Raw genomic sequence first — 23,034 nt, 5'->3', positions numbered from 1 at the left:
AACGGAAATGAAAAATACGCTAGGCCAGTTTAAAAGCATTAATTAATCTGGCTATGCCCAGTTTGAAAATACTCAGTAATATAGTAATCACTAATAAAATCAACTGATAATGAAAAATAGCAATTTTGAATTAATAAAGGCATGATTTCAGCTTTTAGTACTTCAGCTAGCGATTGCATAAAAGCCCCATCGCGATGAGGCTTTTTAAGTAGCATTACAGAGATATAAAGGTGAGAATGTCGACATTCCTTCACGGGGAAAGCGCGGCTTTTACACACGCCAGCAGTGCTATCTTTACCATTAATAGTATGTTCGATAGCACTAAAAATAGCTTCAGTATCAAGAGTGATATCATCAGAATATTTCAGTTCAATTTGTGGCATCATTGCCTCTTTAATCGTAAATAGTAACTAACTTCTGGGTATTTCCACATCAACCATATACTGGCCTTTTAACCAATCTCGGCCAATCAATAACTTATAATCCATCCGGCTACGATCACGCAAATTGACTCTTATATTACGAGCGTCACCATGATAAACAATATTGAGTTTCACAATATAACGTCTTTCTTCGCCTTGAGAATTCACAACTCTAGACACGCCCACGATTTTAGCCGTCATGCGCTTAGATTCACCATCAGCATTTTCCGTCGTAAAAGACACCATTTTTCCGATATCATGACGCATACTTTTCCCATTTGATGCGTCTACAACAATATCTTTTGCATTTAATGACGTTCTTGCAGCGCCAGTATCAATTCGAGCAATGTAATTGAGACCCGTTCCTTCAACGGACATATCCGCTGTGGCACCAATAATCTTTTTTTCTGACGCACAACCTGCTAACGCAACCGAAAATAACATGACGAAAAGACCTAATTTTAAACTGACTTTCACTGTATGCTCCAAGACAACAAAACGGGGACAATAAGATTAAAGCAAGGTGATACCACATGACTTTTTGAACTGCAATATACCCCCACTTATTTTTACCCAATAACCCATTCAACCAAGAATAAAGTCTAATCATAGTGACAAGCCGCTAACAGTGTTAAAACATGGCAACATTGTACTAATACACTGCAAAACGACTATTTTCGTGCTTTTTTAGGCTATTTTTTCACTTAGTGTCAAGGCGACCTGCTGATCAAATAAATTTTTAATTAAACCGGAAAATTCACTGATAAACACTGATTGTGTTTGAGTTGCCCTTTCGTTGGCTACATTTGCAAAAATCTCTTCAAGATCATAAACAATAGCATCAACTTCTCTAATCACTTGATTACGTTGACTAAAAGATAAAGCAGGGTTTTGCCCACATACCATAATAATTTGAGCCGCTAACTGAGACTCAAATAGCTCCATAACCGTATCATCAATGCGTTCTGAGGTTGGATCTTCAAATAAGCCTAAATGCTGGGATAAATACTGTATCAAATGCATATAGCCTTCTGTATCTGTTACCATTTCAACCCAACTCCTTTATTCAGCAATACTCTTCCCATCAAAAACCACCTCAAACCACAATGTGAACCATTACTGATGCAAGCTTAATACAAAGGAGACCGGCACGGCATAACTTATCTGAGTTAATCCAGCCAAATCCCGTAACTTATTCACTCCCTTAGCCAACTTAAATTGCCCTGCATTGACAATAACAGGCTGAGTACTGGCCACCAGCAAGCTGGTTGGTGACAATTTGGCCACACTGACTTCAAATATCATGCCTTTACTCTCACCATGCAAATCAATCGTGGCATCCACGTCCATTTTGGCCACTTCCCCTACTTGCAGATCTTGAAGCGATTTAGGATCAATCTTCGCATTCAATGTTAATTTAGGGTATTTATCCACCTCAAAAAAAACAGACTTCATGCGTTTATCTCGAATAGGAACCCCCGTTGACACACTGGATAAAGGAATGACTAATGTAAATTCACCTTTATCATTTAATTGACCATTAACCTGCGTAAAATGATTAACTTCAGCAATTTGTCCTTGTTTAATCGAAACGTAGCTCACATTTGATTCTTCATTACTCACCGTCCAAGTCGCGGCATTGGCACTTAATGCTAAAGGCAGTAGCAAAGCCGCTAACCCTATTTTTAAATTATGTCTCATTTTTAGCTCCATATCTTATATGATAATACTGAAAAACAGTCTAGGCTTTAATCACCTTAAAGGGCCATTGAAACAAGGCTTTTCGGTGACGATAAATATACACTCAATTTTAAGGCGCAAGACGCTCTTTGCCCCACGAGCCTGCATCTTTTGTATATAAAAAGCGATCGTGTAATCGATGCTCTCCACCTTGCCAGAACTCAATACTCAAAGGTTTAACACGATATCCCCCCCAAAAACTGGGTAATGGTACCTCCCCTTTGGCAAATTTTGCTTTTAATTCACTAAACTTACTTTCCAATACATGACGTGCACTGATGGGACTAGACTGCTTTGACACCCAAGCCGCTATTTGACTGTCTTTAGGGCGACTAACAAAATAACTGAATACTTCTTTTTTTGACAAAGGTTCAGCAAGGCCTGTGATTGCCACCTGCTTGTCAATCGATTGCCAAGGAAATAATAAACTCACTTTGGCATTTCCTGCGATTTGCTTGGCTTTACGACTGCCCAAATTAGTAAAAAAAACAAATCCTTGCTCATCAAAACGTTTTAACAATACAATACGTTGAAACGGTTGACCAGTGTCATCAACCGTCGCCACAGACATCGCAGTAGGATCAGCAATCTGCGACTCCTTCACCACGTCCAACCAATGCGTAAATAATGCCATAGGATCGTCTGGCATCGCTTCATGAATATCCCCACTTAGGGTATATTCACGTCTAATATCACTAATTTCAGTCATTAACCCAATCCCTCATATTCATCGCAGTCACATTGATATTATTTTTCAATCACTTTACCATTACTGCAAGCCCAAACATGCAGCATTTCTAACCCTAATGTCGCCCCCGCTAATGCAGTAATGTCACTGCTGTCATAGGCTGGCGCCACTTCAACTACATCCATACCGACAATATTCATGTCTTTTAAACTGCGAATAATTTTAAGGGCTTTATCACTGGTTAATCCACCACAAACAGGTGTCCCTGTACCGGGGGCAAAAGCCGGATCTAAACAGTCTATATCAAAAGTGATATATAAAGGACGATTGCCAATACACGCTTTAATTTGAGAAACAATATCATCCACGCTAAGATCATTGGCCATCGCCGCATCAATCACATTAAAAGCATGATTTTGCTTATCGTATTCAGTACGGATCCCGATTTGCACTGAATGCTCTGCATCAATAATCCCCTCTTTAGGGGCATGATAAAACATAGTACCATGATCATATCGGCTACCTTGGCTATAAGTATCGGTATGAGCATCAAAATGTAATAACGCCATTTTTCCATGTTTTTTATAATGTGCTCTCAACAAAGGTAAGGTCACAAAATGATCCCCACCAAAACTCAATAACGCTTTGCCAGAATCGACAATATTGGACGCAAACTGCTCCACACGCGTGGTAAAATCTTCCGCATCACCACAGTCATAAACCAAATCACCTGCATCCACAATATTAATATGTTCACACAAATTAAAATGCCATGGCCAACGCTTTTCTTCCCAAGCCAAATTCACTGAGGCTTGACGAATCGCACCTGGTCCCATTCGCCCACCCGAACGCCCAGTTGTCGCCATATCAAAAGGTAGCCCTAGCACCACCACATCAGCATGGCTCGCAAGAGGATTAAAATCTAATGGTTGCCGTAAATAGCCAAATGCATTTGAATACAAAGAATAATCTGCTTTATCAGCAATGGTGGTCATAACATCTCCAAAAATAATACAAATACATATCAAGCTTTGGAATAAAAACAGCGTCCTTAAATAAAGGGCTCCGCCTCAATATCGGCCTCACTATTATAGCGCGTAGGGCCGAAAGACTTCAGTATTATTCACTTGATATTGATAAAAAAATAGCTTTTCGTTGTGTGAAAGAGCTAATTGACTTTGCATCACACAAAACGCGGGCTCTCTCGTCTGCAATGCAAATTCCACATTATAAGTCAACACGTCCCATTTTTTAGGTGAAAATAGCGATAATAAATGCGCCACCATCACCGAATAATGAGTATCGTCAAGATTGGTCTCAAAACTCACATACGAACTTTGCGCTTGCGGGGTAATGTGTATAGTAAAATAGTGCGCAGCACACACTCCGTTGATGGAATAGCCACTAGGTGAAAAGCAATGATCGTCAATCTCAAAATCAATAAAGAGTTGCGCCCCCCCCAGCCGAGCACGAATGTCTTCAGCAGTAACACTACCACTGCGAAGGTTAGTCGCAAACTCCCCTTGAATATGATACATCACCAGTTCACAGCCCATAACAGGACGTTGTTCAAGAGCCTGATTGGCACTAAAAACATATTGATGATGACTGTCTAAATGGCCAATGCGATAGGATTGACCCACCATTATTTGTTCAATATGCTTAACATCTTCAAAAAAATGTTGCTGTTGTAACGCTGGCATAAATTCATTGCGACGAAAGTAGCGCACCTTGATCACAGCATCTGCATCCACTTGGGTGATAAAATGCTTCAAACTGTCAACTAAGGTGCTGTCACCACAAGTTAACATTAAAAAGTGTTTATCCCATACAAATAAGCTCGACTCACTGAGTAAGTAAGCATCACATTGAGTGGTACTGATTTGAGACAGTATATTTGCCCCTGCAAAGGACACCAATCGAGCCCAAAAACAGCAGTCCAACCGTCGCAATGAGGGAGACTTATCAGACACTCTAACCGTTATCTTTTTCTCTGTTCCTTCAAAAAACATATTGCAGGTTATTCACTCCCTTTAGCTTGATACACCTTATTCAAGGGCACAAGAATTAATTTGCCCCTTGAATATCGATGGTCATCAGCATCGAAAAATGGCCAAGAGATTTGTTTAAGAAAAATCCTCTAAATACGTGTAACCTTCAAGCCCTAACTGCAATTCTTTTAAAATATCCACGCGCTCAGCCTCATCGATATGCTGATGGACTAAATCTTCATAAGTTTGCATAAAAGATAAGGGATCAAGATTCACGTATTTTAAAACATCCGCCACAGTATCTCCTGCCAATACTGACTCAATATCCACTTGGCCTGCATCATCGAGACGTACGACGGTAGAATGAGTATCACCAAATAAATTATGCATGTCTCCTAAAATTTCTTGATAAGCACCGACCAAGAAAAAGCCCATAAAATAAGGGCTTTGTTCACTCCATGTGGGTACAGGTAAGGTGGTTTCAATGCCTTGACCATCCACAAATTGATCGACTGTGCCGTCAGAATCACAGGTGATATCTAACATAACCGCTCGCCGTTCTGGCACTTTATCCAGTCCACTTAGGGGCAAAATAGGGAAAACTTGATCAATTCCCCACGCATCCGGTAAGGATTGAAACAACGAAAAGTTCACAAAAAATTTATCGGCTAATTTCTCATTAAGTTCATCGATAATCGGTCGATGAAAACGATACTTAGTGCTCATGTTGTCACGCAATTCATGACACACTCGCAAGTTAACTTGCTCTGCCCAAGCCCGCTCAATCAAACCAATTTGCCCCAGTGAAAACAAGGAATGCACTTCGGTTAAATCACTCTGACAATCATGAAAAATTTCAATCAAAGCCCGTTGATCGGCCTTGCCACTCACCTCAGTCCATGACTCCCACATATTGTGTAATAATTGCGGTGAATCAGGATGTGGCGGCTCAATGACTTCTGGCTGATAAGTTTCTGTACCAATCACATCCGTGATAAGCACAGCATGATGCGCCGTTAAATATCGGCCAGACTCAGAAATAATTCGTGGCATGGGCTGCTCATATTCATTACAAATATCCGTCAGCACACTGACAATATTATTCGCATACTCAGTTAAACCATAATTCATCGAGTTTGCACTTTGGCTTCGAGTGCCATCATAATCAACAGCCAATCCACCGCCCACGTCGAAACACTGCACCTGCGCGCCCAGTTTCATCAACTCGCAATAAAAACGTCCCGCTTCACCCACGCCTTGGCGAATATCACGAATATTGGCGATTTGTGAGCCTAAATGAAAATGCAAAAGTTGTAACGAAGACAACATGTCTTGTGTTTTCAGCTCATTGATCACGTTGAGTACTTGGGCGGCTGATAAGCCAAATTTAGACTTCTCTCCTCCGCTGGCTTGCCACTTACCTTTTCCTTGAAAGGCTAAGCGAACGCGCAACCCTAAACGCGGCGTGACACCTAAATCTTTCGCTTCTTCCAACACCATTTTAAGCTCTGACATTTTTTCAAGCACGATATACACTTGGTGGCCAAGCTTTTCACCAATTAAAGCCAGACGAATATATTCTTTATCTTTATAGCCATTACAAATAATCACCGAACTGGCTTTTTGTGCCATGGCCAATACCGCCATCAACTCAGGCTTACTGCCAGCCTCTAAGCCCAATTGTGGCACTTCTTTACTTTTTTGGCTGGCCAGAATTTCTTCTACAACCGCTTGTTGCTGATTGACTTTAATGGGATACACCAACAAATAATCAGCATCATATTGGTATTTTTGTATGGCTTGATTAAAGGCTTGGCATAAGCTGTGCACCCTATGATGTAAAATCTGTGGAAACCTGACTAAAACAGGCAACGCCACCCCCGCTTTAACTAAATTTTGAGTCAGCTCATTCAACCCAATTTTAAACTCAGGATGGGCCAGATCCGGCGACACTGTCACTTCACCTGTTTCGCTTATGCCGTAAAAGCTTTGACTCCAATAATTGACGTTATACAAGGACCGCGCATCATCAATGGACCAATTGTTCATATTCTTCTAACCTGACTATTGCCGACTTCAATTCAGTTCTCTACTCTACACAAACAGATCACTGGCCTTTTCTCTCTATGGCGGTAATCCAAAGAGACCTCATTTTATTCTTTATTCTTAATCAACGCCTTTCAAGCGCTCAATAAATTACAGTATACGCCACTTCAAGATGTCTGTTTTCAGCGTTCATCAACCACATCATCCAACACACGTTTTCAACATAAAAGCTCATTTAACGGACGATGATTAGCGAATGACGATGCCGTGTAATAGGCGGTACTCAGTATAACGGAGCCCATCCCATCCTCCGTCAAATATTTCGAAAAAACACGACACTGACAAAAAAACGCAATTAAACCTCGCAATGTCAAATAAAGCAAGCTTAAAACAAGACTTGCACCTTACTTTTCTTTTATACCCAAGCCATTTGAAGATGCGAGGTTCTGTAGGAATTAAAACGCGTTTAGGCAAGGCATTGAACTGATAGCTTAGTTATTCTCAGTTAATGTTCAATAACGCGGTATAAATGTGTTTTAAACCTGCCCTTTGGGAGTCCGTAAAAATGTTTGCATCGAAGTTGCACCATCTTATAAAACAATCGTCATTCCGATCCCTTATTTTAAAGAAAACGCACCTTAAATTGCGCATTTTTACTGGCTCAGAAAACATGGATCTTCAAGAGGCTTGGGTATATACTCGCTCCAAATAAACTGTATCTTTTTACATCCCTTTTTTAAAGTTGAGAATCCCATGATCCAAATAGGTCAAACCTGCACCCTTGAAGTCGTAAAAAAAGTCGATTTCGGTGTCTATTTAAATGCACAAGAACTCGGTCAGGTTTTACTTCCTCGCAAGGTCACGCCAAAGGAGTGTGAGATAGGCGATAAAGTGAGTGTATTTCTTTACTTAGACTCTAAAGATATGATTATCGCTACCACCAAACGTCCCCGTGCACAGGTGGGTCAATTTGCCTATTTAAAAGCCGTTGAAATCGGTCAGTTTGGTGCCTTCTTAGATTGGGGACTCGAAAAAGATCTGCTGCTGCCTTTTGGTGAGCAACACAAAGAAATTGAAGCAGACCGTTCTTATTTAGTGCATGTTTATCAAAGCAGTGTTGATGAGCGCATTGTCGCCTCATCCAAAGTCGATAAATTTCTTGATTTAACGGAGCCTCGCTATGGCACAGGACAAGAAGTGGATTTGATCATCGGCGGCACCACCGATCTAGGCTATAAAGCCATTGTCAATCATGCCCATTGGGGTGTGATTTATAAAAATGAAGTGTTTCAACCGCTAAAATTTGGCCAAAAGCTAAAAGGTTTTGTTAAACACGTACGCAGTGACGGTAAGATTGACCTTATTTTACAAAAAGGGGCCAAAGCAGAATTAGATAAGCATGCCACCACCATTTTATTTAAGTTAAAACAAGCTGATGGCTTTTTGCCACTCACCGATAAAACCCAAGCTGAAGACATTTATGCGCAATTAGCCATGAGTAAAAAAGCCTTTAAAAAGAGTATTGGTGCTTTATATAAACAGCAACAAATTACTCTCGATAGCGATGGTATTAGGCTGATTAAATAAGGCTTATACTTCATAGAGCCTATTTTACCTATTTGACATTGTGCTTGTAACGCACAATGTCTTCCCTTCATTTAAAGCACACAAAACCACCACAACGACGCCGACTAACAATTCTTACTAGGATTTCATTCATAGCTCTGCTATAAACAAGCTAACATCCCAAATGCGATAGCGATAAATAGGAGCGATATATGGAACTCACGCCACTTGAAGCGAGGATTATTGGGGTACTGTTAGAAAAAGAAATCACGACACCTGAGCAATACCCACTGTCATTAAACTCGCTCACCTTAGGCTGCAACCAAAAATCCAGCCGCTCACCTGTGCTTGCTTTGACTGAAACAGAAACACAAGCAGGCATTGATAGTCTCAACAAAAAACGTCTTATTTCTGAGCAATCCGGCTTTGGAAGCAGAGTAATAAAATATAAACATCGCTTTTGTAATACTGAATTTAGCGATCTGCAATTCAGTCCAGCGCAAGTGGCCATTATTTGTTTATTATTATTACGCGGCCCTCAAACCCCAGGCGAGCTGAGAACCCGCAGTAATCGATTACACGCTTTTAGCGATGTTACTGAAGTCGAACATACCCTACGCCTGCTGGCTCAGCACAGCCCCACATTAGTCACACAATTAGCCAAAGAGCCAGGAAAACGCGAAGCCCGCTTTGATGAATGTTTTACGCCTGTTCATCATGCCGTTGAACAAACAAGTCATCAAGTTTCCTCTCAGTCACAACATCAGGCTCAAATAGACGGGCAACCCAATACAGGCCCCGATTCACATCAAAAAGAAGTAAACACCAGCCAACACAGCAATCTTGAATACAAGCAGTTAGTTGAACGTGTCAGTTTATTAGAACAAGAAGTCGATAGATTGAAAACCGCCCTTGCGGATCTTCTTGACTGACTCTATCAATTCACACAAAAACATAGGCCACTTCATGCTATTAACCCTAAATAAGAAGAGAGTCTCACCTTGAATAATGCCGCTCCCAGTCAGGTACACAATACCGCCATTATTGCCTTATTTGAAGTCAAGAAAATGCTCTTCAATACACGAGGTCTTATCGCCATTGCCGCCTTTTCCTTAATCTGGTTACTGATTTTATTGTATCCAATTAAAGATGCATCAGATTATTTACTCGATCCCAGTATTAGGCAGTTACTCATTAATTTATTCGGTGAAGGCTCATTAGATCAACTTTTTAGTTGGAAAGTTGCCGAAATGGCCATTTTTTGGGTCATCGCGCTGTTTATTTTTCCTCTGTTTAGTATTTCTGTGGCTGCCGATCAATTCGCATCAGATAAGAGCCGAGGGGGATTTCGCTTTTTGGCCCTTCGCACCAGTCGCGACAGCCTCTACTTTGGGCGTTTTTTAGGTAGCCTGTTAATCCAAGTCCTTTTGCTGCTCATCACTGTGGCGGCAACCATTTTACTCAGCGTGAGCCGTGATACCAGTTTATTGCTTCCCGCACTCACGTCTGGGCTATTCGCCAGTATCAATATCATTATTGTATTAATGCCTTACACAGCCTTAATGGGGATATTATCCCTCTATGCCAACTCATCAAAACAGGCCACAATTTACGCCATTCTCCTGTGGGCCTTATTATTCATTGTTAGCAGTTTTTTCAGCGATAGTCCCAACATCATTGCTGCACTGCAATGGGTTCTGCCTGGCGCTCAACTCTCACAGATGATCAACACGCATGGCGTGGGGAGTTTTGTTTATGCGCCCATGCCGTTATTACAAACCCTAGTATTATTGACTCTGGGTCGCCTTTATATGAAACGGAGTGCAATATGAGCTTGATCCAATGCCATAACCTCAGCAAACAATATGCCAGTAAACGTGCCCTTAATCAGGTTAATCTCAACCTAAAAGCAGGTCAGCCCATTGCCCTTGTTGGCCCTAACGGTGCAGGAAAAACCACACTCTTTAGCCTCATATGTGGCTATATTCAGCCAAGCAGCGGTGAGATCAGCCTGTTAGGTCATGCGCCGGGTAGCCCTGCTTTACTGGGTAAAGTCGCCTCTTTACCCCAAGATGCCAGCTTAGATCCCAACCTAAGTATTATTACCCAGCTGAGTTTATTTGCACGCTTGCAAGGTTTTTCCAAAACTGCCGCTGAGCTAGAAGCACTGCGCGTGCTTGATCTCGTGGGGCTAAGAGACAGCGCCAATCAAAAGCCCACAGCCTTAAGCCATGGTATGAGCAAGCGCGTGTCTATTGCACAAGCCTTAATTGGCGAACCTGAGCTGGTTTTGCTAGATGAGCCAACAGCAGGACTGGATCCGGCTAATGCCAAAGTGATCCGCCATTTAGTCAAATCGCAATCAAGCAAGACCACCTTTGTGATCAGCTCTCACAATCTCGATGAGCTGGAAAAACTATGCGATCATGTGCTCTATCTTGATAATGGCCAGCTCAGTCAATCAGTTTCCATGAATGACAGCCAGCAGCAAAATTACCTGACACTCACCATGAGTCAATGTGAGGCTGCCTTACTCATTGACTCCATCAAAGCCTTAGCTGGAGTCAATAGTGTCGAGCAAAAACAAGACAATGAATTTATTATTCAACATAATAAAGCCAATATCGAAATCGCCTTATTCACCTTATTTGATGAGCATAACTGGCAATATAAATCCTTGCTCAAAGGCCGCCGCTTAGAAGAGAAGCTATTCTCTTAACCTCGTCATAAGATGTCACAGCCTTCTATATGATGAAGGCCGATGACATTTTATCATTAAGCGTGCAGTTAAACTAAATGAGCTTTACTGCACGGTTTGATTTTTGAATATAATGTCTCAATTATTACACCGACATAGCTATATAATAACGAAAACCTCCTGTTTAGCAACTCAACGGCGCAGGACATGGCCCTTTTGTATATTGAGCAGTTGAATTAGTGATTAAATCACCTTGACTTTGAATCGATAATGATTTTTGAGTAGTCATTATATTATCAGTTTGCACTGCGATACTTGATGTACTGAATAATACTAAAATTAATGGGATAACAGCTAAGTATTTCATGGTTTATTTCCTCTTAACTTAACGAAAATTAATTATAGTTTACCTATTATTAATCTATATATTTAATGAAGATTAAGTTAGCTTAGATACAGGTTTGTAAGAAAATATTTTTAATATCACCTTGAATATTGTGCAAACTAATTGACAAATATATCAATTATTAAAAATAATCTCATTGTATTATTCTACCCACTTAGCAAGTTTTCTTTTTATAAGCTGACATAATCTCGATGAATGAGAAAAGCTATGCGATGGCCGTTGTGATGAAATAGGATTGCAACAAAACCCAAACAAAAAATAATGTACCGCACGCATACGGTTGATTAGATGCTTTTTACCGAAAAGAGCTGATTTCAATCATTATTCACCTTATGGCCTCTTCCTGCAGTATTTAAACTCTGCAGGAAGAGGCCATAAGCTATTGCGTTTCATATAACAAAGAACTAGGGATCCTCGAGGTGTTCACTGCCCATTAAAATTGCCCATTGATGTTTTTGACTATTATTGTATGCTCAATAACACCAGAATATGCGACTTTAATGCGCAACCCGTTAAATAAATGTCGAAAATCAGAAAGTGCCTTAGTCGATGAGACTTTACTGATATTTACTTGCATAATTTTCCCCTGCTTAAGCTGAAAATTAAATGAAAGCGTTACTTGACTCATTTCGTTAGCTTTTACTAATTTTAATATTGAGCTTTTCTTACTTGCTATAAGCTCTGCAATTTGTTTCTCCGCAAGATCTAATAAGTACTTTTCTGAATCAACAGATGAATTTTTATTCGATATATCAACATCGACTGTCGACTTAGTGAGAGGCTCACCTTTTAGCTCTTCATTAATTAAATTTTCAGCGCTATTAATCGTTACCCCTCTCGTTCCAGCAGTCTTTATCGAACTTGTATGCTCTTTTTTATTCGCTTTAAGCGCCTGTTTAGGTAATATATCGTCATTGGTATTAAATAGTGAGTCATCAAATAAATCATTCACATCTTCATCTGTTTGAACTGGCTTTGCCACTGATTTAGCCTTAGCTGTAGTCACAGATTTAGATTTAGATTGAGTTTCAGGTTTAGCCTTAGGTTTAGGTTTAGGTTTAGGTTTAGCCTTAGGTTTAGCCTTAGGTTTAGCCTTAGGTTTAGCCTTAGGTTTAGCCTTAGGTTTAGCCTTGGGTTTAGCCTTGGGTTTAGCCTTGGGTTTAGCCTTAGGTTTAGCCTTAGGTTTAATCTCTGGTTTTACCTCAGGTTTAGGCTTAGGAATAACTACTAACTTAAGATGAGTTTTCTGAACTGGTTTCTTTTTTATTTCAGGCACTTTATATTGTGCAACATTATAAAAAAAAATACACAAGATCAATCCTAAGGCTATTAGTAAACATAATAAGAGAATATTTTCACGATCTTCACTCTGTATTTGCATCTATGTTCATCTCTTTTACAATTTTTATATCATTGTTGACTGACGATTAAAAACACACCATTAAAGCCAATCTCATAGCCCATATTCACAAATTGGTTTATAAACGGGTAACTCATTGCTTTAGGGGCCTCTATTGCCAAAGCCGGACATTGAGTTTCATTGCAGAGATTCTGAAAATGTTCTTTTATAACCGTTAACCCCTTTGTCATATCCAGCTCTTTGTCATTTAAAAAGGCCTTCTTTTTATCAATAACTTCAAGCACTGCAATCTCTTTCTTCCGTAACGAATCCATGTCTTTCATCACGGAAGAAACGGGTAAATCCTTTACATTCTTTATTTGCAGTGCTTGTTCCTCATGGACGTTAAAAATCAGAAAAAAAACAAGCACGGTAAAGATATCCATTAAAGCAACTAAACTTATTCCAGCTTTCCTAGTCGCTCTCACTGGCTTAATAGTAAACTGATTAGTGTTCAACATATTTATAAACCTTCCTTTACTGATAGTGAAATCGAACTGAACTTATCACCATGTTTATTCAAAATATCCAACAAATTCACTATGGTTTGATAAGAATGATCCGATTCTATATCCAGTACGATAGAAGGCTTTGTTTTTTGACTTTCAAGTAGATTTAATAACTGCTCTTCAATAGCATCCCTATCTTCAACACCCACCTCGAATAATGTGCGGCTATTTTGTTGTAAAAGCGCTTTATCTTTTTTTACCAATAAGCGATACAAAATCATTTTTTTGTCAGTATTTGACTTTTGCTTGGTCACATTTTGAGGCGGTACATTATTACTGATATCGTAATTAGCCAGTAAAGTGAACTTCAAACTAACTAACAACACAGGAATAAGCACTATCATCAGGCTCATAAAAGGTGTGATGTCCAACTCTTCTGGCTCTTTACTCCCTGGGATTGCACGTCCAAATAAAGACTTTAGTTTCATTGGTAATACCTTAAATATTATGCTGAGCAGAATAAAGTCTATTAATCACCGTTGCACAGCCAACTTGAAGATGTTCCAATGTTTTATTAGAAAGATTATCAATAAAAAGGTAAACCAATAATAAAGGGATGGCCACCATTAAACCAAAAGCGGTCGTGTTCATCGCAATAGAGACTGATGCTGATAACATCGCTGATTTATCTTCCGCAGCGGCTTGTGCAACAGAAGCAAAGCTTTGAATAAGACCAAAAATAGTCCCAAGCAGTCCCAATAATGTGGCGACATTAGCTAACGTAGATATGACGGTTGTACGCCGAGTCACTCTACGCAACGAATGAACAGCCTTAATCCCAGTCAATTCTTCAAACTCTTCTTTAGACACTGAGTGAGACTGATAAGATTTAACCGCTTCCGATAAGGTCGATGACAATAAAGACTTATCTCCCACTAATGACTTTAACGCTTCCCCTTTATTTTTACTTATTTTTCTCTCAAATAAATCAGTCGATGCCGTAATTTGTTTACTATTAATCATCAAAGAAATAAGCCTTTCAATAACAACACCTGCTCCTACGGCACCAATTATTGCAATTGGGTACATGAATACGCCGCCATCTTTAAAGAAAGTCATAAAAATATCAATCATTGTTTTCCCACCTAATTTTACTGTTAATAAAGTTAATTAAAACAGGATCCGATTTATCATGGACCGCTATTAATTTATTTACGGGTAAATAACTTTTAATGTCATTTTCCATAGAAAGAGCCCCTGAAAAAAAAACAGTCTGATTAATATTTTCTTTTTCTTTAGGAGACTCAATTTTCTTTTTTTCAGCCTGATTAGCAAAAGCATTCAGACTCAATATCAATACCAAAAATAGAAAAAACCTCATCATAAGTTATCCTTTAATATTACTTGCCAATATTTTTTCTGTTCATCTGATACATTATCATCAAGTAAATTGGGTGAATTAAGCTTTTCAAATGCACCGATGGTTATGAGTGAAAAAATATACTCTTGAATAAGGTAATCACTTTTATATTCATTACAATGTTCAAAAGTCGCAATATATTGATAAGGTGCATTTTTAGCATTAATATCTTCAACAGCTGCTATGCACGACTTCTTTTCTGGCAACGAACTTTCTGGCGACAAAGAAGACAAACTGCAACCACTTAAGGTGCCAACAAAAAGACAGACATATAACAGTACTTTTCTCATGACGTTTTACCTTTTTTCAATTGCAACTGCAGTTGAAATGCTTGTAACACCCTAACATCATATATATTCTGCTGTTTTTCAGACATAACTTGCTTATAAATGACATTCAGCTTTTGCATAAATTTAGCCACTTGTTTCTCTAAAACCATGCTCAGTTTTGTATTCTCTGTTTGTTGCGCAAGGGCATTTAATTGTTGGGAGAGCAACACAGTCGACTTCATTTCCAAATATAACTTTGCAGTATCATTGGCTCTTTTCATTGGTCTATTAAGCGCTTTCATTATGGCTTTATAATGCGCTAAAAGAGACTTAACTTGGATCATGACTTTTTCATTTGAAAGCTGAAATCCCTTTACTAAGGTCTTTTCAATATCCTGTAGATTAAACAGGTACTTGATAGATAAATAGTGAGATTGAAGTGCTGATAAACGTTGCAACTCTTCTTTAGATATAGCGCTATAATGACTATCTAAATATCGAATAGCTTTCACTTCTGTAAAGCTATCCACTGATTGATTCGACTTTAACCCTTTAATTATAAATCTAATCGCTTTTTGATAATTATCATCATCAGCATAAAGCCAAGCCAACTCAAAAGCATGTTCGTTCTCAGATTTTAATAAACGAGTTTTTAATGCTTCTTTATTACCACTATTACGTAAATCTGCCAGAACCATTTCATTCACTACATCAATCTGTGCTTTTGTCATCCACCCTTGGGTTATTGCACTATCCACAGTATTCAAATCAACCGATTTTGCACTGTTTTCAATTAATATTTTTGTTGCATCAAAAACCATATCTCCATCTTTTGACTGCATAGATAATGCTATTACATTAGGAATATCATTCTGTTGCTTGGCATATAAATACCGCACCTGAAGCTGTTCTTTCACCAATGCACTTTTTAACTTATTCGGAAGCTGAATAGTATTCCATTCAATATCTTTAAAGCACGAATACGCCTTATTTAATTGATTGTTATTTACAAAATAATCTCCTTTCAATGCTCTAACGAGTTGAAGCGATTGAACATCACTACACTTGTCAATGAAAGGTAAATAAGCGGAAGCCATATAAACATCCATATCATCTGGCATTAATATAGAAAAATACCCTTTCAATAATAATTCTTGAATTTGAGAGGAAAGCTGTTTTTTATCAAATTTTGAAACAATAATAGACTTATTTTTCATCAAAACTGCCAGTTCAGTAATATCTGAAAAATAAGATAATCCCTTATTATCTTTATTTAACATTATTCGATTTTTAAGGTACATTTCACGTGATTTAATATCTATTTTCGCCGCTTGAGATTGAGCCAATAAATACGGTTCAATATAGGCAAACGATAAAGAATTATAACCACTTAGCTCATAGCGCAAGCGAACTAATGTATTGGTGCTATCATTCACTAAAGTGAGATCCTTGAGCGTCACAGGATAAGCATCATCAAAGGTTTTTAAATAGCTCTCTATAGACTCCACTTCTTCCAAATATAATTTGTGTTTGTGAGCAAAGTTCATATTAAACGCTAAATGTTCACGCTTACTTTCTACCGTCAAAGATTTTGAGGCCATAAACTTATACTCTGCATAAGCTTGCCGATAACTATTAAAAGAAAGGTAAATTTTTATCACTTCATCAGAAAACTTTTGTTGCATCTGCATTGGGATCAATAAATTTACTCTTTCAATATGCCCCAAAAATAGAAACTCTTTTCCGAATTTAATCAGCGACTTTTCATTTTTTGACCACTGTGATGCTGAGATGTTATTGTAACTGAATAATGCTTCATCATATCGACCTAACATCATCAACGTCCTGATTTTAGCAAGCTGATATTCATCCGTTCCTGTGCCAATTCCTGTATCAATAATACTCAGCGCTTCTTCATAACGACCGCTTATGATAAGCGCATTGATCTTTGAACGTATAAGAATTGAAGTAAATGAAGCCATTCGCTTCTGGTTTAACAATAAATCTATATTTTTTATGAAAGTATCAACATTGTCCTTTGAAATCGTTTTTTCTTGATAAATAATGATATTCACCAATCGATCAGCTGGAATATCTTTACGCGAAAACCACTCAGGTTGAGGTTCTTTTTTTCCTTCTAATACACTTTTATATTCTGTATATAAAACAGGACTAGCCTGTGAAAATACCTGAAAAGAAAGTAATGATAAGAATATAGATAAAAGTAATCTATTGTTATTTTTTTTCATTACTCTCTCCCACACTTTGAAAATAATGTATTAAACTTTTTTCTAATTGAATATCTTTTGATAAAGACGCTTTAATGGCTTCTGTTGCCCGCTCTATATTTTCAGACTGAATGTTCAACTGCTTATTCAAATGAATAAGTTCTGCACTCACTTTAAACTGACTTAATTGTTTGATCACTTTTTTCTCTCGAATATTTTCAAGAGAAAAAGCATGAATGTATTTATATTGTTTGTACTTGTACTGCAATTCAATACTGGAAAAATTATTCGGTATCTCTATCGTACCAATATTAATCGCACCATAAAGTACTTCACGCTCATGGAGATCGGACTCCAGCTCACTCACCGCGCCTTTAACTTCTTCACTCGTTAACGTCCCACCTTGTGAGGATTTAATATAAAGATCACGAATATAATCAAAATTGAACCCTTTTTCGTCCTCTAGGATATAGCGATGATTTTCATCGTTAAGTAAAGGACTTAATTCAAATGCCTTTTCATTTAAAAATTGGTCAGGTATGTATCCATCATATTTAAGCCATACTTCATCACCCGCGGCCATCACTTGAATAGGGAACATCATAATGCACAAACACATCACTATAAATTGATTAATAGGCTTGCACATTTAACTTTTCTCCAAACAATGTCTTTTCTACTTGTATAAAAAAGCTCATCCCTTGTGAATGATAAAGTGTTAATTGCACACTATCTTTCAGAGAAACACTTTGACCCGATGACGATATAGCATCTATTTTTATTTTGACGTTATACTCCCCTTTAGGAAACATAAAAGCCGTTTTCGCATAATTATTTTTTAACGGTAAACTCGTTTCTATGCCATTAACGATGAATGTAATTTTTTTATAAACTAATGAATCATATTCATCAATATAAAGCTCTGAACTTGTTTTACTCAAGCCATATGAATCGATAACCGCCGAGCTTGCTTGAGTATTTCTCAAACTTTGGGCTCGAAGCGCTTTAACTGTGTCATCGATATCCTCTTCACTGAGGATAGGCACTTTAGGCGTCAACCTTGCTTGATTAGCACCAAACATTTTCACAAAGCCAAACATCAAACTTGTGTCATTAATCCCTGCGCCTCCTATCCCGCTGGTATACTGAACCCCTAATCTAAACGTAAAATCATTTGTCAGCTTATAGGTAACACCCGTATTAATAAAAGGAGATAGCCCTGTTTTAGTGTAATTGAGTAAGTAACCGTCATATTTACTGCTCCAAAAAACGCCACCAACTTTAGTATATAAAGATAAATTATAAGGGAGGTCGTAATCAAATTTAGCAGCAAAATTGAACCCTTGTACAGCAGAAGAACCTTGACCATTATTATACGTTTTAGGCCAATAAATGATAAAACCACTTTCAGCAGATAACCAAGGAGAAATGTTATAACCTAAAGAAAGTTGGTTCACCCCATTCACCGTATCACAGCTCCCCTGAATGCCAAGGCAACCACTGTCCCCCTTTGAAACCCCGGCATCTAAACCAATATAAAAATCATCAGCTTGTTGAGCATGAATAGCAACAGAGAATAGAAGCAACAGAGCAACATAAAACACCTTCTTCAACGAAATAATATTTACATATGATAAATGCCTACTGTAATCCACTGTCTTTTTCATTAATCGTGCCTTTTTCATCATCATGCTATCCATATACTCACAAAACCCTAATTATTGATTACCAAGTGCTTATAAAAGCTTTCATAAGTTGAATTTAGCCCTTTAGAAAGCACAAATTGTATTATCAAGTCAACGGCATATCCGTACAGTTTAAAAATCAAACAAGATACCTGATAACTTCACTACAACTCCTACTCAACAGTGGCGCTACTGGAAGTACTTGTGACACCATCCTTGGTAACATAAACGTAAGTCTTACCCGTATTTAAACTTACAGTAGCTAAGCCTGCGCCTGTAAAGCGCACTATATAATAGTTAGCTGAAACCCAAGTAACAGAAGTGGTGATCTCATCTTTGTTACCGTCACTGTAGGTACCTGTGGCGGTTAATTGTTGAGAATAATTGTCAGTACCCTTCGTTAAAGTGAAAGTTGAAGGGGTGACTTTTATTGAAATCAGTTCAGCGTTATTAACGGTCACGCTACTGTCATTACTGCTAATGCTATCGAGGGTGGCGGACACTTGTGTGCTACCCACCGACACTCCGGTAACCTGGCCAGCAGTCGTCACCGTTGCCGTCGACGTATTATCTGAAAGCCAGCTAACCAAATTGGTGATATCGGCTGTTGTGTCGTCACTGTAGGTACCTGTGGCAGTTAATTGTTCACTATTTGCCCTGTTGAGCGTAACACTTGCAGGGGTGATTTGAATGGCAGCCAGTGTCGCGGCACTGACGGTAACGCTACTATTACCGCTAATACTATCTAGAGTGGCAGACACGGTTGCGCTACCCACCGACACTCCGGTAACCAGACCAATGGTCGTCACCGTTGCCACCGACGTATCATCTGAAACCCAGCTAACAGCGTTGCTAATATCGGATGAGGTACCATCACTGTAGGTGCCTGTGGCGGTCAATTGTTGAATACGTCCCTTGTTGAGTATCACACTTACAGGGGTGATTTGAATATCAGTCAGTGTGGCTGCACTGACCGTTACGCTGCTGTCATTACTGCTAATGCCATCGAGAGTGGCAGACACTTGTGTGCTACCCACTGCCTCTGCACTAAGCAGGCCAGCGGTGGTCACTGTTGCCACCGACATATCATCTGACCCCCAGCTAACAGAGTTGGTGATCTCGACTGAGGTGCCGTCACTGTATGTGCCTGTGGCGGTTAATGGCTGAGTATTTCCCTTATTGAGAATAACACTTGCAGGGGTGATTTGAATATCAGTCAGTGTCGCGGCACTGACCGTCACGCTGCTGTCATTACTGCTAATGGTATCTAGAGTCGCAGACACGGTTGCGCTACCCGTAGCAACTGCAGTAACCAAGCCAGTAATGCTCACCGTGGCCACCGACGTATCATCTGAAACCCAGCTAACAGCGTTGCTAATATCGGATGAGGTACCATCACTGTAGGTGCCAGTGGCGATTAATTCTTGAGTATTTCCCTTGCTGAGCGTGACACTTGCAGGGGTGATTTGAATGGCGGTCAGTGTGGCGGCACTGACCGTCACGCTGCTGTCATTACTGCTAATACTATCTAGAATGGCAGACACTGTTGCACTACCCACTGACTCTGCAGTCAACAGGCCAGCAGGGGTCACTGTTGCTACCGACATATCATTTGAAAGCCAGCTAACAGCACTGGTGATAACCTCTGTTGTGCCATCACTGTAGGTGCCTTTGGCGATTAGTTCTTGAGTATTTCCTTTGCTGAGCGTGACACTTGCAGGGGTGATTTGAATATCAGTCAGTGTCGCGGCACTGACGGTCACACTGCTGTCATTACTGCTAATGCTATCGAGAGTGGCTGACACGGTTACACTACCCACCGCAACTGCAGTAATCAATCCTTCGGTGCTCACTGTTGCCACCGACGTATCATCTGAAACCCAGCTAACAGCGCTGGTGATAACCGCTGTGGTACTGTCACTGTAGGTGCCAGTGGCGATTAATTCTTGAGTATTCCCCTTGCTGAGCGTGACACTTGCAGGGGTGATTTGAATGGCTGTTAGTGTGGCATCACTGACCGTCACACTGCTATCATTACTGCTAATGCTATCTAAAGTGGCAGACACTGTTGCACTCCCCGTAGCCTCTCCAGTAAGTAAACCAGCAGGGGTCACTGTTACCACCGACATATCATCAGAATGCCAACTAACAGCGCTGGTGATATCCGCTGTTGTGCCATCACTGTAAGTACCTGTAGCGATTAATTCTTGAGTGTTTCCATTATAGAGCGTGACACTTGCAGGGGTAATTTGAATGGCCGTTAGTGTGGCATCACTGACCGTCACGCTGCTGTCATTACTGCTAATGTTATCTAAAGTGGCAGACACTGTTGCACTCCCCGTCGTCACTCCACTAAGCAGTCCCGCAGTGCTCACCGTTGCCACCGACGTATCATCTGAAACCCAGCTAACAGAGCTGGTGATAACGGCTGTGGTACTGTCACTGTAGGTGCCAGTGGCGATTAATTCTTGAGTATTTCCTTTGCTGAGCGTGACACTTGCAGGGGTAATTTGAATGGTAGTCAATTCGGCGGCACTGACCGTCACGCTGCTATCATTACTGCTAATGCTATCTAAAGTGGCAGACACTGTTGTGCTACCCGTAGCCTCTCCAATCAGCAGGCCTTCGGGGGTCACCGTTGCTACCGACATATCATCTGACAGCCAGCTAACAGCACTGGTGATATCACCTGTTGTGCTGTCACTGTAGGTGCCTATTGCAGTTAATTGCTGTCTATTTCCCTTGTTGAGCGTGACACTAGCAGGGGTAATTTGAATGGCCGTTAGTGTGGCATCACTGACAGTCACGCTGCTGTCACTACTGCTAATGCCATCTTGAGTAGCAGACACTGTTGCGCTCCCCGTAGCCACTCCAGTAATCAGACCAGCGGTACTCACTGTTGCCACCGAGGTATCATATGAAACCCAGCTAACAGAGTTAGTGATATCCGCTGTGCTGCCGTCACTGTAGGTGCCTGTAGCGGCTAATTGCTGGCTATTTCCCTGATTAAGTATGACACTTGCTGGGGTGATTTGAATGGCAGTCAATGTGGCGTCACTGACCGTCACGCTGCTGTCATTACTGCTAATGCCATCTTGGGTGGCAGACACGAATGTACTCCCCGTGGCCTCTGCAGTCAGCAGGCCAGCGGGGGTCACCGTTGCCGTCGACATATTATCAGAAAGCCAGCTAACAGAGCTGGTAATATCGGCTGAAGAGCCGTCACTGTATGTGCCTATAGCGGTTAATTGCAGACTATTTCCCTGATTAAGTGTGATACTTGCAGGGGTAATTTGAATGGCAGTCAGTCCGGCGTCACTGATGGTCACGCTGATATTATTACTGCTAATGCCATCTTTAGTGGCAGACACGGTTGTGCTACCCACCGCTATTGCGGTCGCTAAGCCACTACTGTTTATTGACAATAATGATGGCGCTTGGCTGCTCCAAATTACACTAGACGTTATATCTATTACATCTCCATTATAATATACCGCTGTAGCAGTAAAAGCTTGAGTATTGCCGACTTGAAGCGTTAATTCACTCGTCCCATATTGGCTTATTGTTGTTGGTGTTATTTGTATAGCTATGATTGTATCTGTATTGTCATTTTTAGCATCTCCACAACCAGATAATAAAACAATAAAAACAATAAAAACAATAAAAACAATATTCTTTAAAAGCATATAAAATAGACCGTAATATGTGAATTAAAACCAATAATGAACAATTTTTAATTCCCCATTATTATTTAATGAAACTTCACATGAAATTAATGGTCTGAAATATAAAGAACAATCTTAAATAAATAAACATTATTTAATTCTACATGTTGTATTTAATTATATTTAAACATCATAAATTTTTTTTATTACTTTTATATTACGTTTATAATTCTCTAACCTTTTTTTATATTCATTTCTATCAAGTACGCAATAAGTTCTTACTGTCCTTCAGCCATACTTGTCACAAAAATTAATAGATAATTTTAAAGTTTATTATGCAAATAGCCTGTGACTGAGACTTT

The 23,034-nt window shown here is 39.6% G+C and carries 23 protein-coding genes; 4 read left to right on the top strand and 19 right to left on the bottom strand.

Translation table 11 applies throughout. From position 1 onward, the window contains the following. Positions 1-38: 38 nt before the first annotated feature. From Q0976_RS19920 to speA, 8 genes are all read right to left on the bottom strand, one after another. Positions 39-386 (bottom strand): hypothetical protein, encoded by a 348-nt coding sequence (locus Q0976_RS19920; protein ID WP_299495657.1) that lies wholly within the window; start codon positions 384-386, stop codon positions 39-41. A 24-nt stretch (positions 387-410) separates the two neighbouring features. Beyond that, positions 411-899, bottom strand: a complete 489-nt coding sequence (locus Q0976_RS19915) for a RimK/LysX family protein (protein ID WP_299495656.1) — start codon at positions 897-899, stop codon at positions 411-413. Between the two features lie 210 nt (positions 900-1,109). Next, the gene (locus Q0976_RS19910; RefSeq protein WP_299495655.1) at positions 1,110-1,469 is read right to left on the bottom strand and encodes a DUF3802 family protein; all 360 of its coding nucleotides are present in this window, start codon (positions 1,467-1,469) and stop codon (positions 1,110-1,112) included. A gap of 69 nt (positions 1,470-1,538) precedes the next feature. After that, positions 1,539-2,123, bottom strand: a complete 585-nt coding sequence (locus Q0976_RS19905) for a YceI family protein (RefSeq protein WP_299495654.1) — start codon at positions 2,121-2,123, stop codon at positions 1,539-1,541. Between the two features lie 109 nt (positions 2,124-2,232). Further along, complete coding sequence (gene pdxH / locus Q0976_RS19900; protein WP_299495652.1) at positions 2,233-2,871, bottom strand: pyridoxamine 5'-phosphate oxidase; 639 nt, start codon at positions 2,869-2,871, stop codon at positions 2,233-2,235. A gap of 38 nt (positions 2,872-2,909) precedes the next feature. Continuing rightward, positions 2,910-3,845: an agmatinase gene (gene speB, locus Q0976_RS19895; RefSeq protein WP_299495651.1), complete on the bottom strand. Its 936-nt coding sequence runs from the start codon at positions 3,843-3,845 to the stop codon at positions 2,910-2,912. A gap of 93 nt (positions 3,846-3,938) precedes the next feature. Beyond that, the gene (locus tag Q0976_RS19890; protein WP_299495650.1) at positions 3,939-4,862 is read right to left on the bottom strand and encodes an adenosylmethionine decarboxylase; all 924 of its coding nucleotides are present in this window, start codon (positions 4,860-4,862) and stop codon (positions 3,939-3,941) included. Between the two features lie 114 nt (positions 4,863-4,976). After that, a complete protein-coding gene (gene speA, locus Q0976_RS19885; protein ID WP_299495649.1) occupies positions 4,977-6,890 on the bottom strand; it encodes a biosynthetic arginine decarboxylase in 1,914 nt (637 codons plus the stop codon). Positions 6,891-7,640: 750 nt separating this feature from the next. Between speA and Q0976_RS19880 the strand changes: the two genes are divergently transcribed. The 4 genes from Q0976_RS19880 to Q0976_RS19865 all read left to right on the top strand — a co-directional run bounded on the left by Q0976_RS19880 (position 7,641) and on the right by Q0976_RS19865 (position 11,172). Further along, positions 7,641-8,474, top strand: coding sequence for a S1-like domain-containing RNA-binding protein (locus Q0976_RS19880; protein ID WP_299495648.1), 834 nt, complete (start codon positions 7,641-7,643; stop codon positions 8,472-8,474). Between the two features lie 191 nt (positions 8,475-8,665). Continuing rightward, positions 8,666-9,385, top strand: a complete 720-nt coding sequence (locus Q0976_RS19875; protein ID WP_299495647.1) for a YceH family protein — start codon at positions 8,666-8,668, stop codon at positions 9,383-9,385. A gap of 69 nt (positions 9,386-9,454) precedes the next feature. Continuing rightward, positions 9,455-10,285: an ABC transporter permease subunit gene (locus Q0976_RS19870; protein ID WP_299495646.1), complete on the top strand. Its 831-nt coding sequence runs from the start codon at positions 9,455-9,457 to the stop codon at positions 10,283-10,285. Further along, a complete protein-coding gene (locus Q0976_RS19865) occupies positions 10,282-11,172 on the top strand; it encodes an ABC transporter ATP-binding protein (protein ID WP_299495645.1) in 891 nt (296 codons plus the stop codon). Before Q0976_RS19870 ends, Q0976_RS19865 begins: the two co-directional genes overlap by 4 nt. Positions 11,173-11,335: 163 nt before the next feature. On the opposite strand, the gene Q0976_RS19860 is transcribed toward Q0976_RS19865, so the two are convergent. From Q0976_RS19860 to Q0976_RS19810, 11 genes are all read right to left on the bottom strand, one after another. After that, the gene (locus tag Q0976_RS19860; protein WP_299495644.1) at positions 11,336-11,518 is read right to left on the bottom strand and encodes a hypothetical protein; all 183 of its coding nucleotides are present in this window, start codon (positions 11,516-11,518) and stop codon (positions 11,336-11,338) included. A gap of 472 nt (positions 11,519-11,990) precedes the next feature. Beyond that, positions 11,991-12,938 (bottom strand): hypothetical protein, encoded by a 948-nt coding sequence (locus tag Q0976_RS19855; RefSeq protein ID WP_299495643.1) that lies wholly within the window; start codon positions 12,936-12,938, stop codon positions 11,991-11,993. Positions 12,939-12,967: 29 nt separating this feature from the next. Then, positions 12,968-13,417, bottom strand: a complete 450-nt coding sequence (locus Q0976_RS19850; protein ID WP_299495642.1) for a biopolymer transporter ExbD — start codon at positions 13,415-13,417, stop codon at positions 12,968-12,970. Positions 13,418-13,419: 2 nt separating this feature from the next. Then, positions 13,420-13,893 (bottom strand): biopolymer transporter ExbD, encoded by a 474-nt coding sequence (locus tag Q0976_RS19845; protein WP_299495641.1) that lies wholly within the window; start codon positions 13,891-13,893, stop codon positions 13,420-13,422. A 10-nt stretch (positions 13,894-13,903) separates the two neighbouring features. Next, positions 13,904-14,539, bottom strand: coding sequence for a MotA/TolQ/ExbB proton channel family protein (locus tag Q0976_RS19840; protein WP_299495640.1), 636 nt, complete (start codon positions 14,537-14,539; stop codon positions 13,904-13,906). Then, positions 14,532-14,789, bottom strand: a complete 258-nt coding sequence (locus Q0976_RS19835; RefSeq protein ID WP_299495639.1) for a hypothetical protein — start codon at positions 14,787-14,789, stop codon at positions 14,532-14,534. The genes Q0976_RS19840 and Q0976_RS19835 overlap by 8 nt, the downstream gene beginning before the upstream one ends. Then, positions 14,786-15,115 carry a hypothetical protein gene (locus Q0976_RS19830; RefSeq protein ID WP_299495638.1) on the bottom strand — a complete coding sequence of 110 codons (330 nt, stop codon included), beginning with the start codon at positions 15,113-15,115 and terminating at the stop codon, positions 14,786-14,788. Before Q0976_RS19830 ends, Q0976_RS19835 begins: the two co-directional genes overlap by 4 nt. Next, positions 15,112-17,343 (bottom strand): hypothetical protein, encoded by a 2,232-nt coding sequence (locus Q0976_RS19825; protein WP_299495637.1) that lies wholly within the window; start codon positions 17,341-17,343, stop codon positions 15,112-15,114. The genes Q0976_RS19830 and Q0976_RS19825 overlap by 4 nt, the downstream gene beginning before the upstream one ends. Then, positions 17,330-17,926 carry a hypothetical protein gene (locus Q0976_RS19820; RefSeq protein ID WP_299495636.1) on the bottom strand — a complete coding sequence of 199 codons (597 nt, stop codon included), beginning with the start codon at positions 17,924-17,926 and terminating at the stop codon, positions 17,330-17,332. Before Q0976_RS19820 ends, Q0976_RS19825 begins: the two co-directional genes overlap by 14 nt. 28 nt (positions 17,927-17,954) lie before the next feature. Further along, the gene (locus Q0976_RS19815) at positions 17,955-18,989 is read right to left on the bottom strand and encodes an outer membrane beta-barrel protein (protein WP_299495635.1); all 1,035 of its coding nucleotides are present in this window, start codon (positions 18,987-18,989) and stop codon (positions 17,955-17,957) included. Positions 18,990-19,180: 191 nt separating this feature from the next. Then, positions 19,181-22,693: an Ig-like domain-containing protein gene (locus Q0976_RS19810; protein WP_299495634.1), complete on the bottom strand. Its 3,513-nt coding sequence runs from the start codon at positions 22,691-22,693 to the stop codon at positions 19,181-19,183. Positions 22,694-23,034: the final 341 nt, after the last annotated feature.

This window comes from uncultured Shewanella sp. (assembly GCF_947501665.1).
Classification (GTDB): Bacteria; Pseudomonadota; Gammaproteobacteria; order Enterobacterales; family Shewanellaceae; genus Shewanella.
The sequence above is the reverse complement of the archived record's forward strand: the minus strand, read 5'-3'. Positions and strand labels throughout refer to the sequence as shown.

Excerpts from the sequence above, each read along its gene's own strand:
- Q0976_RS19920 (WP_299495657.1), bottom strand. The coding sequence starts at position 386 with ATGATGCCACAAATTGAACTGAAATATTCTGATGATATCACTCTTGAT.
- Q0976_RS19910 (WP_299495655.1), bottom strand. The coding sequence starts at position 1,469 with ATGGTAACAGATACAGAAGGCTATATGCATTTGATACAGTATTTATCC.
- Q0976_RS19905 (WP_299495654.1), bottom strand. The coding sequence starts at position 2,123 with ATGAGACATAATTTAAAAATAGGGTTAGCGGCTTTGCTACTGCCTTTA.
- pdxH (WP_299495652.1), bottom strand. The coding sequence starts at position 2,871 with ATGACTGAAATTAGTGATATTAGACGTGAATATACCCTAAGTGGGGAT.
- speB (WP_299495651.1), bottom strand. The coding sequence starts at position 3,845 with ATGACCACCATTGCTGATAAAGCAGATTATTCTTTGTATTCAAATGCA.
- Q0976_RS19890 (WP_299495650.1), bottom strand. The coding sequence starts at position 4,862 with ATGTTTTTTGAAGGAACAGAGAAAAAGATAACGGTTAGAGTGTCTGAT.
- speA (WP_299495649.1), bottom strand. The coding sequence starts at position 6,890 with ATGAACAATTGGTCCATTGATGATGCGCGGTCCTTGTATAACGTCAAT.
- Q0976_RS19880 (WP_299495648.1), top strand. The coding sequence starts at position 7,641 with ATGATCCAAATAGGTCAAACCTGCACCCTTGAAGTCGTAAAAAAAGTC.
- Q0976_RS19875 (WP_299495647.1), top strand. The coding sequence starts at position 8,666 with ATGGAACTCACGCCACTTGAAGCGAGGATTATTGGGGTACTGTTAGAA.
- Q0976_RS19865 (WP_299495645.1), top strand. The coding sequence starts at position 10,282 with ATGAGCTTGATCCAATGCCATAACCTCAGCAAACAATATGCCAGTAAA.
- Q0976_RS19860 (WP_299495644.1), bottom strand. The coding sequence starts at position 11,518 with ATGAAATACTTAGCTGTTATCCCATTAATTTTAGTATTATTCAGTACA.
- Q0976_RS19855 (WP_299495643.1), bottom strand. The coding sequence starts at position 12,938 with ATGCAAATACAGAGTGAAGATCGTGAAAATATTCTCTTATTATGTTTA.
- Q0976_RS19850 (WP_299495642.1), bottom strand. The coding sequence starts at position 13,417 with ATGTTGAACACTAATCAGTTTACTATTAAGCCAGTGAGAGCGACTAGG.
- Q0976_RS19845 (WP_299495641.1), bottom strand. The coding sequence starts at position 13,893 with ATGAAACTAAAGTCTTTATTTGGACGTGCAATCCCAGGGAGTAAAGAG.
- Q0976_RS19840 (WP_299495640.1), bottom strand. The coding sequence starts at position 14,539 with ATGATTGATATTTTTATGACTTTCTTTAAAGATGGCGGCGTATTCATG.
- Q0976_RS19835 (WP_299495639.1), bottom strand. The coding sequence starts at position 14,789 with ATGATGAGGTTTTTTCTATTTTTGGTATTGATATTGAGTCTGAATGCT.
- Q0976_RS19830 (WP_299495638.1), bottom strand. The coding sequence starts at position 15,115 with ATGAGAAAAGTACTGTTATATGTCTGTCTTTTTGTTGGCACCTTAAGT.
- Q0976_RS19825 (WP_299495637.1), bottom strand. The coding sequence starts at position 17,343 with ATGAAAAAAAATAACAATAGATTACTTTTATCTATATTCTTATCATTA.
- Q0976_RS19820 (WP_299495636.1), bottom strand. The coding sequence starts at position 17,926 with ATGATGTTCCCTATTCAAGTGATGGCCGCGGGTGATGAAGTATGGCTT.
- Q0976_RS19815 (WP_299495635.1), bottom strand. The coding sequence starts at position 18,989 with ATGAAAAAGACAGTGGATTACAGTAGGCATTTATCATATGTAAATATT.
- Q0976_RS19810 (WP_299495634.1), bottom strand. The coding sequence starts at position 22,693 with ATGCTTTTAAAGAATATTGTTTTTATTGTTTTTATTGTTTTTATTGTT.